We start from the raw sequence: 14,516 nt of genomic DNA on the forward strand, positions 1-14,516 counted from the left end.
CATGATGCGCCGTTTAGATGCCAATTTGCCGTTAGACAAATGTACACTGACTTATTCTATGGCATCATGTAGGCCATTCGTTTCACATTCTCTAGTAACGAGGTTCATCATTTATGCGTACATTTCTTTTGTCAGCAGCAACGCTGACCCTACTCGCAGCCTGTAATCCGCGGCCCGCGGTGAATCCACAAGCTGAGTTCTTTGCTGCATTCGAACCTTTTTGCGGACAAAGCTTTGCGGCTGAGATTGTCGAAGATAACGCGCCGAGCGACGCTTGGGATCATCCTCTTGTTGTCCACATTCGTGATTGCGAAGACGATGTCATTCGGATGCCGCTCCATGTGGGCGACGATCGCTCACGCACCTGGGTACTCACCAAGCACGATAATTACATCGATTTCCAACATATCCATTTACACGAAGATGGCTCACCCGATGACGTTTCTCCGTATGGTGGGCAAACCACGAATGCGGGAACATCGACGATGCAGTCTTTTCCTGTCGATGAAGCCAGCAAAACCTTATTCATGGAAAACGGACTGGATGTATCGGTCACTAACACGTGGACTATTGAGTTTGTCGACGCCGAAACCATGGCATATGAGTTGCGCCGTCCAGGGCGTATTTTCCGCGTCCACGTTGATTTAAGTCAGCCTATAGATGAGCCACCTCCAGCTTGGGGTTACAGCGGTGAGTAAGGGCTTGATCGACCTGCGTAGTGATACCGTCACGCAACCAACCGAAGCCATGCGCGCCGCTATGGCGGCAGCGCCGGTGGGTGATGATGTATTTGGTGATGACCCCACGGTCAACGCCTTACAAGAGCGCGTCGCGAAGCTCTTTGGCAAAGAGGCCGCGTTGATTGCCGCCAGTGGCACCCAAACCAATTTGTTAGCCTTGCTGTCCCATTGTCAGCGCGGTGAAGAGTATTTGGTCGGACAGGAATATCATACTTATCGTTATGAAGCCGGCGGTGCTGCAGTGTTGGGGGGTATTGTGCCACAGCCATTCGAAATTGAGTCCGATGGCACGCTGAATTTGGCTCAAGTGGAAAAGCGCATCAAACCCGATGACCCACACTTTCCGATCACGCGATTATTGGCACTTGAGAATACCCACACCGGTAAGGTCATCCCGCAAGAATACGTGCTGCGCGCGCGACGTTTGGTTGATAAGCATGGCTTGAAGTTGCATCTCGATGGTGCACGCGTCTTTAATGCAGTCGTGGCGACTGGTTTGAGCGCCCAAGAACTCTGCCGTCCATTTGATAGCGTTTCCATTTGCTTTTCAAAAGGTCTTGGTACGCCGATTGGTTCAGTACTGGTTGGCTCGAAAAAGTTGATTGCGCGCGCACATCGGTGGCGCAAAATGGTTGGTGGCGGTATGCGCCAAGCCGGTATTATTGCAGCGGCCATGGATCACGCACTCGACCATCACATTGATCGGCTTGCCGATGACCATGCGAACGCGCGCGATTTATGGGAAGGCTTACACGATTTGCCGGGCATCCGGCTCGAGCCTCAGCACACTAATATGGTGTACGTGAACTTTGAATCGGCTGACACTGCCAAGCGCGTCAGCGATGGTCTGCGTTCACAAGGCATTCTTACATCCAGTGCTCAGCGGATGCGATTGGTGACACACCTCAACATTAGCCCTGCCGATGTCGAGCGAACCATTACCGCGTTCTCCGCAGCCCTCAAGCGCTAGTCCGCGATGACTAGAAAAAATAAGCGGGACTGATTTCAAAGCGCTTAGAAAGCTTCTTGATATGGTCAAAAGTGAGGCGCTTTTGACCATTTAGAACCTGAGAGACCATACTGCGCTTACCAATTTCATTTTCAAAATCAGTTGTATTTAGTTGGTGTTGATCCATCAGCACACGCAACGTCGCAATTGCCGGATCATTCTGTTCCTGCATGTATTCCAGACGTTTGAGTTCAACTTGCTTCGTTTCATATCGTTCAACTGCATGAGTAATTGCATCGATGAGAATGATATTTTTATCATAATCATCGAGCAATTCTTCGAGGAGAAGCAGCGCTTCATCTCGCTCTTCACCAGATGATATACCTCGCAACCAAGGCATTGTTGAGTTCATCGAATTGATGACTTCATTGATAACAGGAGACGATGCTGTAATGGAGTTCATGAGCTTCTCCGCCGATGTTGCTCGATAATTTTTTCATATGCCGCGTGTCCGACGATATGCTTCACAAAAATTCGATTGTCACTAAACGATATGAATGCGATCAATCGCAGATGGTTTCCTGCGATGTTAATGACCCACCACTTGTCGCGATATTTAAAGTTGTCCAGCGACTTAAAAACCTGTTTCATTTGCGCTGGTGTATTGAAACTGCCCCGTTTCAATACGGTGTAGCAATCTAAAATAGCCTGCCCTTGCTGGGGATGTAACCGCATCGCATCGAGGAAAACTTGTTTTGAGATTACATGCATATCGTTAAAGTTTACTATTGGTAAACAATAGCGAATAAATTATTGTGATGCAAGGCCGATATATAGTCACAGTCTTTAGAGGCTCTTGAGATGGCTGAGGAGACGGTCGAGGGCGCGGTAGCCGAGCGCCTCGGCTAGGTGCCCGCGCTGAATGGACTCTGTTCCTTCAATATCCGCGATAGTGCGAGCTAGTCGGAGCAAGCGATGGTAAGCCCTATGCGACAGATTGAAGCGCTCGATGGCCGTGACTAAGAATTTATGATGCTCAGCGCTGAGTCGGCAATACGTACTAAGTTGATTGGCTTGTAAATCCGTATTCAGGCAGCCTTGGCGCTTTATTTGTAACGATCGTGCTTCGGTGACTTGTTGTCGCCATTTTGGTGTTTCGGGTTCGGGAATCGTTTCACGTTGCTGCCGCAATGCGTCTGGTTGGCGTAGAACCTCCACCTGCATATCAATACGATCAAGCAGTGGTCCCGATATACGTCCAAGATACTTGTTCACTTGTTCTGGCGAGGCGCGGATACTCGCCAATGTACCGTCGAAATTACCGCAGGGAGATGGGTTTAGCGCACAGACCATCTGAAACCGAGCCGGAAATGTTAATTGATGTGCTGCACGACTGATGGTGACTTCGCCTGATTCGAGCGGCTCCCTCAAACAGTCCAAAACCGAGCGCGTAAATTCCGCCATCTCATCCAAGAACAAGAGCCCCCTGTGCGCTAATGAAATCTCCCCCGGTTGCGGCGGATTGCCTCCACCGACGAGCGCAGCGGCAGAACAAGAATGATGGGGCGAGCGTAGCCGTCGTTGCAACCAGTGATGCGGTTCAGCGGTGCCGGAAATCGAGCGAATCGCCGCAACTTCGAGGGCTTCCTCCTCATCGAGTGCCGGCAGTAAACCAAGTAGCCGCTGCGCTAACATGGTTTTGCCCGTGCCTGGCGGACCGACGAAAAGTACATGATGACCACCTGCTGCCGCTAGGAGCAAAGCCCGCTTCGCTTGATCTTGGCCAATCACATCCGAGATATCGCCAACACCAGTAGGAAGCTGATTGTCGTCGGTTTGAGGATTGTTCTGTGTCGCAATATTCGGCAGTCGTTGCGGTCCTTGCAGATGCTCCACCACGTCACGTAAATGAATCCCGGCAACACACTGCTGCTGTTTTAACAGCCCTGCTTCCACTTGGTTTTGTTGTGGGATAACCGCTTCACGACCTTCATTTCGACAGGCCAGTACAGCCGGCAAAATGCCATTTACACCACACAATTCACCGGTAAGATTCAGCTCGCCATAGAACTCACGACTGGCCGCTGCCGACTCCGGTAGTTGCCCATCCGCAATCAAAATGCCAACGGCAATCGCCAAGTCATAGCGAGCGCCATACTTGGGTAAATCTGCAGGTGCTAAATTCACTGTAATTTTCTTCGCGCGAGGAAAATCATACCCGCTAGCCATCAACGCCGAACGCACTCGGTCCCGCGCTTCTTTAACGCCCGTCTGCGGCAATCCCACGATGGCAAATGCGGGCAGTCCACCCGCCAAACATACTTCCACTGTCACCAGCGGCGCATCAATTCCCTGCAGCGCGCGAGTATAAACCCGCGCAATCGCTAACTCCGCTGACATCCCAACTCTCCCTGTCTTGTTCACACAGCAAGAGTCAGCCTAGTCCTCAGCAGCACCAACCACAAGACGCCAAAATCGTATTCTCACGTGCGATTGCATCACATCAAAATATCTGGAATGGTTATGCTAAGTATGAAGAATTGAGAAAGCTCAGGGAATGTAGCGGAGGGGAATGATGTTGCGGCAGGTCTATTTGTTTTTGAAAACTATGGTGTCGATGACGCTATTAATTATGGTTACGTTATATGCCATTAGCGCTGTCTATATGCTAATAGACGGCGAATTTAAAGGACCTGCGACATATCCTGAGTTTATCCGATGTCTCGAGATGGCTCTCTGGTACGGTATTGTGTTTGCCTGCGCTGAGGCCTTCTTCAGTTGGGTGCGCTACCTCAAACAGAAAGAGCTCGAGGAAGAGGCGAATTCAAAATCATAAACTAGGCTTCAGTTACTGAGCCAACTCCGAAATATGATCTGTAAATGGCTCGTTGCCGCTTCCGACTCCCTTTACCCATAGATCTTCTTTCGTCGAAACAAATCGAAGATTTCGGATATCGCTGTAGCTTTTAAGATATTCCTCTTTCAAAAAGAGTGCAGCGGATTTGAATTGCACTAAATTCACGCTGAGGTTAGACGAAGTCGCGCCGCCTACTGCGGTATTTACAAGTACGAGCGTCGATTCCGAAGAGACGGCATGTTTGTCGATAAAGCGCGGCGATTGCCAACCGAATTGGAAGGTTTGATAAAACGTGAAGCTCAAAAATAAACCGAGCATGACAAAGTATTTACTGCGAGGAAACAACATGTAAACACCGAAGTTCACGTACATCAACCCAACAAATGAGAGCGCTAGGTTATACCAGAGGTAGTGCTCCGAGAAGTACCAAAAGAACGTCAGTTCATTCAGCGCCATTAACGCCAAGACAGTAAATGGCAGCAATATCATGATAGTCCCAATCCATTTGCACCTTGCCATGGAATTAATCCTTTACCAGTAATGTTCGACGGTAACGTTACCCGGTTTACGACGGAGATTTTTCGGTAGGCCCATACTGTCGAGCAACACTTTCGCGTCGCGAATCATTTCTGGATTACCACAGAGCATCACTTGCGCGCGATCATTCAGCTCATCCTTGCAGGCTGCTTGCAGCGCACCGCTTTCGATCAACGCCGGAACGCGCCCACGCAAAGCGCCAGCGAAGTCTTCACGGGATACAATCGGTTGGTATTGCAATTGACCAAGGTGTTTATCGACCCAGCTCTGAATGAGGTCACGGTAAGCTAAGTCAGCACTGTAACGCACAGCATGAATCAAATGAATACGTTTGAAGCGCTCGTAGGGAATGTCAGTCGTCAGCATGGAGAGGTACGGACCAATGCCGGTGCCTGTGGCAATCAACCACAAGCTATCTCCGTCAGGCACTTCATTCAACGTGAAAAAGCCGGACGGTGGCTGCGATACTTGAATTTTCTGCCCGGCTTTTAGACCGTGCAACATGGGTGAAAATAAGCCATCGTGGACGCGATTTACCAGAAAATCTAAGACCGAATCATCCGGACCATTGACTAAGGAATAGGCGCGCTGTACCCGTCCATCTTCGTGCGCTAATCCGAGACGTACAAATTGTCCGGCAATAAATTCAAAGGGTTGCTCGGTGCGTACACGCAGACTAAACAACTCTTGGTTCCACGCGTAATTTTCGATGACTTCACCGTCTAACCACAATGCCATGCCCAACTCCTCTCTTCGCTACTAAAACTTATTCGTCGTCTTGCGCTTTTTGCAGACTTGCCACTTGTTGTTCGAGCTGTTCAACACGCTGGCGTAGGCGTAATAATAATTGCTGCTGCACATCCAACTCTTCACGCGTGACCATGTCTAGTTTGCCCAACTGCTGCTGAAGGATGGTCTTGATTCGGCCTTCCATCGAGCCAGCAAAATCCTTCACACCTGCAGGGATGCTATCGTTGATTTGACGGGCAATTTCTTCCAATTTTGATGCATCGAATTTGTTGCTATCCATTTGCTTCTCTCCGTTGACCTTATTGTCGTTTAGCTTAACAGGAGTTTACGGTAAAATCCCTGTTCTCGATCGACTTCTCTCACGTCCAACAAGGTCACCATGCAGTTAAACCCGAGCCAACAAGAAGCAGTTCACGCCATCCGCGGTCCGGTTTTGGTGTTGGCGGGTGCCGGTAGTGGCAAGACCCGAGTGATTACCGAAAAAATTGCACATTTGATTACCCGCTGCGCTATCCCGGCTCGTCACATAGGTGCCGTTACCTTTACCAACAAGGCCGCGCGCGAAATGAAAGAGCGCGTTGGCCAAACGCTTGGCCGCGAATACACCCGTGGCTTAACCGTATCGACATTCCACACGCTCGGTCTCACGATTATTCGCAAAGAAGTCAAAAATCTCGGTATGAAGTCGGGCTTTTCGCTATTTGATGACCAGGATAGCTTCGCATTATTAAAAGCGCTCACCGAAGACGAAATTGACGCCGATAAAGCGATGCTCAAATTGCTGCAAAGCCAAATCAGCAATTGGAAAAACGCGATGTTGCAGCCGCAGCAAGCCCTCGAGCAAGCCAAATTGCCCGACGAACAGATGTTTGCCGAATTCTACCGTCGCTATCAGCAAAACATGCAGGCCTGCAACGCGCTTGATTTTGATGATCTGATTCTACTACCTACCATGCTGCTCAAGACTAATGAGTCGGCGCGTGAACGCTGGCAGAAGAAATTCCAGTATTTATTAGTGGATGAGTATCAAGACACCAACACCAGTCAGTACGAACTGGTGCGGCTGTTGGTCGGCAAGGACGCAAACTTCACGGTGGTGGGTGACGATGACCAATCAATCTATTCATGGCGCGGTGCGCAGCCGCAAAACCTAGCGCTGCTGCAGCGCGACTTCCCCCAACTACAAGTCATTAAGTTGGAGCAGAACTACCGCTCCTGCAAGCGCATTCTCAAGGCGGCGAACATTCTCATTGAGAATAACCCACACGTGTTTGACAAAAAGCTGTTCTCGGAAATGGACGAAGGTGAACCATTGCGGGTGATTAAAGGTCGCAACGAGGAACATGAAGCAGATCGTGTGGTTGCGGAGATTGTTCGGCAACGCTTTTTAGCACGCACGCCCTACCACTTTTTCGCCATTCTGTACCGCGGAAATCACCAATCGCGGGTGTTTGAAAAGGCTCTGCTGAATCAGCGCATCCCATACCGCATGACCGGTGGACAAAGCTTCTTCGCACGTGCCGAAGTCAAAGACATCATGGCGTATTTGCGACTGTTGGTGAATCCAAGTGATGACACCGCGTTTATTCGTATCGTCAATTTACCCAAGCGCGGCATTGGCCCGCAAACCGTCGAGCGAATCGGTGAGTTGGCGCATGAGTTGCACGTCGGATTGTATGAGGCAGCACAGCACCACCAACTCGAAACGCGACTTGGGACACGCGAGTACGCTCAGGTTCAGGAGTTTGTGCAACTGATTAGCCAAGCTGCGCGGCGCTGTGACCATCCACCGGAAGTCGCCAGTACGCTGTACGGATTAGTGAAAGAAATTGGCTATGAAGAGTGGCTGTATGAAGTCAGTCCTAGCCAGGCAGCCGCGGAAATGCGCTACAAAAACATCAATGAGCTGCTGCGCTGGGTTACTGAGATGGTGAAAGGTGACACGGAAAACGAACCACTGACACTTGAACAATCCGTTGCCAAACTCTGCTTAAGAGACATGCTCTCGCGCAACGAAGAGGAAGACCAAGCCGACCAAGTGCAACTGATGACACTGCATGCATCCAAAGGCCTAGAATTCCCACACGTGTTTATGGTGGGAATGGAAGAAGGTTTGCTGCCGCATCAATCCAGTATCGACGAAGGCAATGTCGAAGAGGAACGTCGTCTCGCTTACGTGGGGATTACCCGCGCCCAGCAAACGCTAACCTTTACCATGGCACGAGAACGCCGCCAGTATGGCGATGTGATGAAGCCCGAGCCCAGTCGTTTCTTGTTTGAGTTACCGCAAGACGATATTGAGTGGGAAGAACAACGCGCTGCCAATGAGGAAGCCAAAGAACAACAGCGACAATCGGGAATGGATCTACTCAGGAAGGCGTTGGAAAAAAACTAAGCGCTTGCCGACTTGGTGCCAGCTATTGTTGGCTCTGCGCCCGCATCATCAAAACTGACACGCACTGGCTCACCGAATTGTTTACCTTGACCAGTTACCACGCCCACCGCAAGCAAGGCATCTTGCTGCTCTTGTGCATTGACACCGGCCGCCACGACTTGGATTTCGAGCTCGGTGCAGAGATTAACGACGTTACGCACCATCTTCTGGGCACGGTCACTATTGGCAATGTCCGCAACAAAGTTGGGATCGAGTTTCACGTGAGTGAACGGGTAACTTAAAATAAATTGCAACGCACCGGCGCTGCGACCAAACTCGTTGAGTGCTAAGCCCACACCAAATTCGGCGAGTTGGCGTAGTGAACTCAATTGACGCTTCGAGCTGTAGTTGAGCTCCACTTCGCTAAATTCAAGGATCAAACGATTCGCTTTGATTTTGGAATCTTTAATGATCTGCATCAACACCCGGACATCCGCAAGTTTATAAAGGTGTTTAGTGGACAGCGAGACAAATAAGGGCGGATGCTCCGGCTCTTGCGCCAACTGACTACAACAACGCTTGAGCATCCAGTGATCCAGCGTGATGATCATCCCGGTTTTTTCAGCGACAGCGAGGAATCGGTCAGCTGGCAACAGCGTATTATCGCGCTGCCAACGCAATAACCATTCTGCCGCATGCTCGGCGCCGGTATTCATATCGACCACATCATAGCGATGCACAATAAAATCTTGGTCGAACTGCGCGTGCCGTAGCTCGGATTCGCGGTGCAAAGAGGCAACTAAGTCTTTGTGAATACTTTCGTCAAAGACTACAAAACGGCCGCGGCCCATGCTCTTCGCTTGGTACATAGCTGCGTCAGCATCGCGTAACAGTCGTTCTGCAGAATCGTTGCGCGCACGACATTCGGCGATACCAACGCTCGCGCCTGAATAATGTTCGCTCTCGCCAAAGACAAAAGGTCGCTGCATTTTTTCAATAATACGCCCTGCGACTTCTTTGGCGTCTTCAACATGGTTAATCATGTCGAGCAGAATGACGAATTCATCTCCACCGAGGCGAGCAACGGTGTCGTTATCTCGCACACATTCGCCGATACGCCTACTGGCTTCCAATAGAAATTCATCGCCTGCGCTATGACCGAGAGTATCGTTTATATCTTTGAACCGATCCAAATCTACAAACAGCACGGCAAAATTGTGTTGCGGGAAGCGCCGCTTGTGTTTCAGCGTCTGTTGGAGACGTTCAGTAAACATGGAGCGGTTGGGTAATCCTGTCAACGCGTCATGATGCGCGTCGTGGAAGAGTTTCTCTTCAATCTTTTTACGCCGCTCAATTTCGTTAACGAGCTCTTCAGTACGTTCGGCAACTTTGCGCTCAAGGTAGGCATTTACGCGGCGCACCTCTTCGGCGTTACGGCGGCGTTCAATGGCGACGGCAACGTGCTGCGATACGAAGTTCAACAGTTCTAAATCGTCTTGTTTGTAGGTGACTTCATCGGTATACGTTTGCACCGACAAAACTCCAATCACCTCATCATCAATCAGTAGCGGAGAACCTAACCATTGCTTCGGCTGCGTTCCATAATACGAAGAAGCCTTTTCAATCTCTCCCGCGGCAATCAGCTCGGCATATTTTTCTGCGTTTATGAACACCGGTTGTTTGTGCCGGATAACAAACTCTGTCATACCGCGACCTACCGGTCGCAATTTGCGCAGATGTGTATCGAAGGCATCAACATAATAAGGGAAAGTCAAATTGCGCTTGTCTTCATCAACCAACGCGACAAAGAAGTTTTCATTATTGATTAAGCGACCAATTTGCTCATGTAATTGGTGATAGAAGCTTTCCATGCTATCTGAGGTGTTGGTGACCTCAGATATGGCGAAGAGGACGGCGGACACCTTTTCAGCGCGTTTGCGCTCTCCTACTTCTAAAGTCAGGTTATCGTTGATTTCACGCAGTGCAGCTGTTTGCCGAGCAATCTCCGCTTGCATGAACTCGCGCTGGCGAACCCGTTCAAGCGCGTTCACAATATGCTGCGAGACGAACATAAAAAGGTCTTTGTCCGCTTCTGTATACCGTTGATCTTCGTTGTAACTCTGCACGACCATGGCGCCGATAATGCGATTTTCTGACTGCAATGGCACGCCTAACCAATCCACAGGAGGCGAGCCTAAATCCTTAATTTCACCACTGGCAAGAAGCTCTTTAAATACTTTCTCGTTGTACAAGAACGGGCGGCCGGTACGCATCACATAACCCGTCATGCCCTGACGCAGCAACTCCATCGGGAAGTTGTCTTCGGTTGGGATCTCATCATATTCGTCAACAAAGTAAACAAACTTAACGGTATCGTTATCGTGATCGGCTAAACAGATGAAAAAGTTCTTTGCATTCATCAACTCACCGATAATGGCATGCACAGCAGAATAGAATTCCTGCATGTCTTGCACCGATGCGGCGAGTTCGGAAATTTTGAAAAGGGCTTTCTGGATGACTTCAGACTGGCGATACTTTAATGTCAGTTTTTGTAGTCGAGACAGAGCCTTACGCAATCGCGCAATCTCTTTTTCAGTACTTTTTTCAGTACTCTTCTCCGACGTATCTCGACTAGACATTGGTGACATTCAGGTGTTTTGTTTTTGTAATTATTGCCCCGAGTATATCTTTACATTCTTTGACTTGAAAGCGTTGCGATCAAAAAACAGGCACAAAAAAACCGCCGAAGCGGTTTTTAGAATTTTTGGACGTTTAAATTTCAGCCGTCATGTAGTCGATTGCCGCTTGAATTTCTTCATCGCTACAATCGTTACAGGTGCCTCGAGCTGGCATTGCGTTGTAACCTTCAATCGCATGTTTCAATACTGTGTCCATACCTTGCGCTAAGCGCGGTTCCCAATCTGCTGCGTTATTGATTTTAGGTGAACCTAATACGCCACTGGTGTGGCAAGCTGCACAAAAACGATTGTAAACAGCTTCGCCTGAGCGTGGGCCGCTGGCTCCAGCACTGCTGCCGCCGGTATCAGGGGTCGCACCCGCTAACTTCACCTTACCAATTGGGGCAATGCGATCTTTAATTGCACTATTGTCTTGAGGCACCATTGCAGCGCTCGCACCACCAACGACGAGGGCGAGAACAGCAACGAATACACGGCTCGATTTTACTACTTTCAGTACGTTCACAGTTTACTCCTGTCTGAGCTGATGAGCTTGCGTGCTCACTTAGTTGTTGCGATTATAGCCAGATTTCGGCCACGATTAAACACTTCCGTTGCATGTCTGTAAATACGCGCAAAATAGCGCTTTTGGATCTCGATGCTTTTTTTGCTAGTGCCGAGGTCTTGCGCGACCCCAGTCTCAAGAACCGTCCCTTCGCGGTGGGCGGTGGTGGGGCTCGTGGTGTGGTCGCAACCTGCAATTATTTAGCTCGCGAGTTTGGCGTGCGTAGCGCGATGTCAGGCTCTCATGCTCGCCGTCTTTGTCCGCACTTGCATTTCGTGTCACCGGATCATGGCTATTATCGCCTATTAAGTCGTCAAGTCTACGCTATTTTGCAATCGGTCACCGACCGTATTGAGCCAGCCTCCATAGACGAGTTCTATCTCGACTTGTCCGCCGTCGAAACCCATCAAGGCAGTGCGACTCGTATCATGGAAGCGGTTCGAGCGGATATTCGGGCGCTCGGTATTACCGGTTCAGCGGGTATATCGAATCAGAAAATGGTTGCCAAAATAGCCAGCGATGACAACAAGCCCGATGGCCAACGTGTTGTCGCACCCGAACAAGTCGTACCATATATCGCGTCGTTACCTTTGAAACGGATTCCTGGGGTCGGCCCGAAGAGTTTAGAGCGGCTACATGATGCCAGTTTATTTACTGGTGCTGATATTCAGCGCAGTGACATTGAGACCGTGCAAGCGATCTTAGGAGAGAAATCTGGCTGGCTCTTGTACCAACGCTGTTTAGGTAATGACCCACGCGAGATCGTGACAGAACGCGTTCGTAAAAGTGTGGGAGTAGAGGAAACCTTGAGTACCGACTTTACGTCGCTGCGCCAAGTCGAACAGTTTGCGGACCAAGTGCTACTTCCACAGCTCCTGAAACGACTTGGCGTTCAACGCTGGCAAGCCACCCACATTAAAAGTCAGACGGTGAAACTGAAATTTGCTGACTTTCAGCAAACCACGGTTTCGCGCACTGGCTCTAAAGCATCGCCTAGCCTGTTTTACCAACTGGTTAGGGAAGCTTGGGAGCGCCGTAAAGGCCGCGGTGTGCGGCTGATTGGACTCAGCGTTGCCTTGCCTGATCCCGATGATCAGTTGCAACTCGAACTCGATTTAGAATAAACGTTTAGGTTTGCTCTGCTTTCGGAAAGCTGCCCAACACGGTTACTCGGTTGCGTAATTGAATCAAAGTCAGTGCCGCTTGAATCGACGAATCGTGCGCGTGACCCTCGCACTCAATGTAGAAATGGTAGTGACCAAAGCGACGACCGGTAGGCCGCGATACGAGAGCGGTTAAGTTGACACGATACGCCGCAAATACCTGCAGATGTTCAACCAATAGCCCTGGATGGTCAGCGTCATCAATGATAAGAATGGCCGTTTTGTAGTCGATGCTGGGCTGCGCAGCCTCTAACTCTCGCGGCTCACGCACCGCAATAAAACGTGTCTCATTGTGCGCCACATCAGTGACGTCTTGCTGCACACGAGCGAAGTGATGTTCCGCCAGCGCATGCGCCGGCACTATGGCACCAGCGGGCTGTTTACTGTCGAGCAATTGTTGCAGTGATTCGCTGTTGCTGGCCGTGGTCAGCACTGGTGCCGACTGTCCTGCCAAGAATTCACTACACTGCCCTTGCGCTACAAACTGCGCAAAAATCCGCTCGGGTTGGGAGTGGTTGGCGACATACGCAAACTGAATTGGCACCATCACCTCACCGATAATCTGCAACGGGCGCCTCACAAACGAGTCCACTACTGGTGATACGATGCCTTCGACGATGTTCTCAATTGGCACTATTGCCAATTCACAATTCTCGGGCACTGCCGCCAACGTTCGCGCCAGCGACGGATAAAAATGCAGCGCATTTTTGTTACTTGAATCAGCTGTGAGCCAATGCTGAGCGGCACGCTCTGAAAAGGTACCGGTTGGCCCTAAAGTCGCAATGCGAGGGTAGTGGGTTGTGTCGTTAGATGTGGCAGTCACATTAAATCTCATTAAAGTCGGCGCTAGACCCTAACGGTACTGGTTTTTCGACGCTGACGCCAGAGCCAAAACCAGACGCCGGTGACGGGCAATAAAATGAGCATAATGCCACCTGCCAGTAATAGGATAAACAGCGGCAAGCCACCCACCGCCGCAACATGCAACGGATAAATGGTTTGGGACAGTTGATAGCCGAGTGCGCTATTGCGAGTATCGCTCCAAGTAGCAAGCTCGCCAGTTGTCGTCGAAAAGCTAAGCGAGCTGCGGCCATTTGGGTGCCACTCACCGTCGTAGCGCAGGCGCATCGAGACCGTGCCATCGGGTTTGACCGGCAAGGACACTAGTGCGGGTGTCATATCTGGGAAGATCTTTTCCGCTGCCTGCAGACGCTCGTTCCAATTGAGTGCTTGCACAGCTGTGGTTGCTGGCTGCCAACGTTGATCTTGCTGCGGAAGTAATGTGGTCAAACTTCCCGATACCGAGGCAGCATACATAATTGCCGTGCCGGTCACGGCACCCAACAAAATGCCAGGTAACAGAATGATCCCGAAGGTTTTATGGAATTGATACAGAGTCATTTGAAAGCCAGTTTGCCAAGGCCAATGCCAACGCACCGACCACAATCGGACGCTCCAGCGGCGCGGCCACCAGCGAACAATACCAGAGATCAAAATAAATAAGGTGATGAGGCTGAGAACGCCCATCACATCCTTACCCAAGTCATGCAGCAATAGGTGATGATGAAATTGCACGGCAATATCAATCCAATCGCCCAGTGCTGGACGAGTCAACAGATGTTCGCCGGCCACGCCGTGATAATGACTATTCCCGTCACCATCGATCACCTCAACCCAAGGCTTGTCGACACGCGGTAGGTAAGCATAGCCTGTGTCATATAGATCAAACACAGCGCCAGCAGTAGCTGTAGAGGGTAGTTCAGCAAGTTGCAACTGTGGGTATTGCCACTGCAGTAGCTCGGTTTTATAAAGCAAAAAGGTGCCTGTCAAAGCGACAAGCACCAACCATAAGCTAACTAGAATCCCCAGCCAACGATGTAGCCGACCCATCCACTGTCGCATA

The 14,516-nt window shown here is 50.2% G+C and carries 15 protein-coding genes; 5 read left to right on the forward strand and 10 right to left on the reverse strand.

The features are described 5' to 3' along the window. Positions 1 to 113: 113 nt before the first annotated feature. Together CWE22_RS07295 and ltaE are read left to right on the forward strand one after the other, a co-directional pair. Complete coding sequence (locus CWE22_RS07295) at positions 114 to 698, forward strand: hypothetical protein (RefSeq protein ID WP_169930672.1); 585 nt, start codon at positions 114 to 116, stop codon at positions 696 to 698. Further along, complete coding sequence (gene ltaE, locus CWE22_RS07300) at positions 691 to 1,710, forward strand: low-specificity L-threonine aldolase (protein ID WP_275069057.1); 1,020 nt, start codon at positions 691 to 693, stop codon at positions 1,708 to 1,710. The genes CWE22_RS07295 and ltaE overlap by 8 nt, the downstream gene beginning before the upstream one ends. Positions 1,711 to 1,720: 10 nt before the next feature. Here the strand turns inward: ltaE and CWE22_RS07305 are convergent, their stop codons facing one another. The 3 genes from CWE22_RS07305 to CWE22_RS07315 all read right to left on the reverse strand — a co-directional run bounded on the left by CWE22_RS07305 (position 1,721) and on the right by CWE22_RS07315 (position 4,089). Next, a complete protein-coding gene (locus CWE22_RS07305) occupies positions 1,721 to 2,152 on the reverse strand; it encodes a helix-turn-helix domain-containing protein (RefSeq protein WP_244595974.1) in 432 nt (143 codons plus the stop codon). After that, on the reverse strand, positions 2,149 to 2,460 hold the full coding sequence (locus tag CWE22_RS12125; RefSeq protein ID WP_169930674.1) for a type II toxin-antitoxin system HigB family toxin: 312 nt from the start codon (positions 2,458 to 2,460) through the stop codon (positions 2,149 to 2,151). The genes CWE22_RS07305 and CWE22_RS12125 overlap by 4 nt, the downstream gene beginning before the upstream one ends. 75 nt (positions 2,461 to 2,535) lie before the next feature. Next, complete coding sequence (locus tag CWE22_RS07315; protein WP_169930675.1) at positions 2,536 to 4,089, reverse strand: YifB family Mg chelatase-like AAA ATPase; 1,554 nt, start codon at positions 4,087 to 4,089, stop codon at positions 2,536 to 2,538. 172 nt (positions 4,090 to 4,261) lie between these two features. Here CWE22_RS07315 and CWE22_RS07320 point away from each other — a divergent pair, with 172 nt between their 5' ends. Beyond that, positions 4,262 to 4,525: a hypothetical protein gene (locus tag CWE22_RS07320; protein ID WP_169930676.1), complete on the forward strand. Its 264-nt coding sequence runs from the start codon at positions 4,262 to 4,264 to the stop codon at positions 4,523 to 4,525. 12 nt (positions 4,526 to 4,537) lie between these two features. Here the strand turns inward: CWE22_RS07320 and CWE22_RS07325 are convergent, their stop codons facing one another. Genes CWE22_RS07325 through CWE22_RS07335 form a run of 3 tightly spaced genes read right to left on the reverse strand, consistent with a single transcriptional unit; the run spans position 4,538 to position 6,113 of the window. Beyond that, positions 4,538 to 5,065 (reverse strand): hypothetical protein, encoded by a 528-nt coding sequence (locus tag CWE22_RS07325; RefSeq protein WP_169930677.1) that lies wholly within the window; start codon positions 5,063 to 5,065, stop codon positions 4,538 to 4,540. Positions 5,066 to 5,077: 12 nt separating this feature from the next. Then, the gene (locus tag CWE22_RS07330; RefSeq protein ID WP_169930678.1) at positions 5,078 to 5,821 is read right to left on the reverse strand and encodes a ferredoxin--NADP reductase; all 744 of its coding nucleotides are present in this window, start codon (positions 5,819 to 5,821) and stop codon (positions 5,078 to 5,080) included. Between the two features lie 28 nt (positions 5,822 to 5,849). Continuing rightward, positions 5,850 to 6,113 carry an accessory factor UbiK family protein gene (locus CWE22_RS07335; RefSeq protein ID WP_169930679.1) on the reverse strand — a complete coding sequence of 88 codons (264 nt, stop codon included), beginning with the start codon at positions 6,111 to 6,113 and terminating at the stop codon, positions 5,850 to 5,852. A gap of 99 nt (positions 6,114 to 6,212) precedes the next feature. Here CWE22_RS07335 and rep point away from each other — a divergent pair, with 99 nt between their 5' ends. After that, complete coding sequence (gene rep / locus CWE22_RS07340) at positions 6,213 to 8,228, forward strand: DNA helicase Rep (protein WP_169930680.1); 2,016 nt, start codon at positions 6,213 to 6,215, stop codon at positions 8,226 to 8,228. On the opposite strand, the gene CWE22_RS07345 is transcribed toward rep, so the two are convergent. Together CWE22_RS07345 and CWE22_RS07350 are read right to left on the reverse strand one after the other, a co-directional pair. Next, on the reverse strand, positions 8,225 to 10,855 hold the full coding sequence (locus tag CWE22_RS07345; protein ID WP_169930681.1) for a sensor domain-containing phosphodiesterase: 2,631 nt from the start codon (positions 10,853 to 10,855) through the stop codon (positions 8,225 to 8,227). The two genes, rep and CWE22_RS07345, sit on opposite strands and share 4 nt — an antisense overlap. A gap of 124 nt (positions 10,856 to 10,979) precedes the next feature. Beyond that, positions 10,980 to 11,411 (reverse strand): c-type cytochrome, encoded by a 432-nt coding sequence (locus CWE22_RS07350; RefSeq protein ID WP_420821035.1) that lies wholly within the window; start codon positions 11,409 to 11,411, stop codon positions 10,980 to 10,982. 92 nt (positions 11,412 to 11,503) lie between these two features. On the opposite strand from CWE22_RS07350, the gene dinB reads away from it, so the two are divergent. Beyond that, entirely contained in the window at positions 11,504 to 12,574 is a 1,071-nt protein-coding gene (gene dinB, locus CWE22_RS07355; protein WP_169930682.1) for a DNA polymerase IV, read from the forward strand. A gap of 4 nt (positions 12,575 to 12,578) precedes the next feature. On the opposite strand, the gene CWE22_RS07360 is transcribed toward dinB, so the two are convergent. Continuing rightward, complete coding sequence (locus CWE22_RS07360; protein ID WP_169930683.1) at positions 12,579 to 13,436, reverse strand: prephenate dehydratase; 858 nt, start codon at positions 13,434 to 13,436, stop codon at positions 12,579 to 12,581. Positions 13,437 to 13,459: 23 nt separating this feature from the next. After that, a complete protein-coding gene (locus CWE22_RS07365) occupies positions 13,460 to 14,515 on the reverse strand; it encodes a PepSY-associated TM helix domain-containing protein (RefSeq protein ID WP_169930684.1) in 1,056 nt (351 codons plus the stop codon). Between the last annotated feature and the right edge of the window lies 1 nt (position 14,516).

Source organism: Pseudidiomarina aestuarii, from assembly GCF_003987355.1.
GTDB classification, from domain to species: Bacteria; Pseudomonadota; Gammaproteobacteria; order Enterobacterales; family Alteromonadaceae; genus Pseudidiomarina; species Pseudidiomarina aestuarii.

Bases quoted from the DNA above. Each gene is read 5' to 3' on its own strand.
- CWE22_RS07335 (WP_169930679.1), bottom strand. From the start codon at position 6,113: ATGGATAGCAACAAATTCGATGCATCAAAATTGGAAGAAATTGCCCGT.
- CWE22_RS07325 (WP_169930677.1), bottom strand. From the start codon at position 5,065: ATGGCAAGGTGCAAATGGATTGGGACTATCATGATATTGCTGCCATTT.
- CWE22_RS07345 (WP_169930681.1), bottom strand. From the start codon at position 10,855: ATGTCACCAATGTCTAGTCGAGATACGTCGGAGAAGAGTACTGAAAAA.
- CWE22_RS07365 (WP_169930684.1), bottom strand. From the start codon at position 14,515: ATGCGACAGTGGATGGGTCGGCTACATCGTTGGCTGGGGATTCTAGTT.
- CWE22_RS07305 (WP_244595974.1), bottom strand. From the start codon at position 2,152: ATGAACTCCATTACAGCATCGTCTCCTGTTATCAATGAAGTCATCAAT.
- dinB (WP_169930682.1), top strand. From the start codon at position 11,504: ATGTCTGTAAATACGCGCAAAATAGCGCTTTTGGATCTCGATGCTTTT.
- CWE22_RS07330 (WP_169930678.1), bottom strand. From the start codon at position 5,821: ATGGCATTGTGGTTAGACGGTGAAGTCATCGAAAATTACGCGTGGAAC.
- CWE22_RS12125 (WP_169930674.1), bottom strand. From the start codon at position 2,460: ATGCATGTAATCTCAAAACAAGTTTTCCTCGATGCGATGCGGTTACAT.
- CWE22_RS07315 (WP_169930675.1), bottom strand. From the start codon at position 4,089: ATGTCAGCGGAGTTAGCGATTGCGCGGGTTTATACTCGCGCGCTGCAG.
- CWE22_RS07320 (WP_169930676.1), top strand. From the start codon at position 4,262: ATGATGTTGCGGCAGGTCTATTTGTTTTTGAAAACTATGGTGTCGATG.
- CWE22_RS07295 (WP_169930672.1), top strand. From the start codon at position 114: ATGCGTACATTTCTTTTGTCAGCAGCAACGCTGACCCTACTCGCAGCC.
- rep (WP_169930680.1), top strand. From the start codon at position 6,213: ATGCAGTTAAACCCGAGCCAACAAGAAGCAGTTCACGCCATCCGCGGT.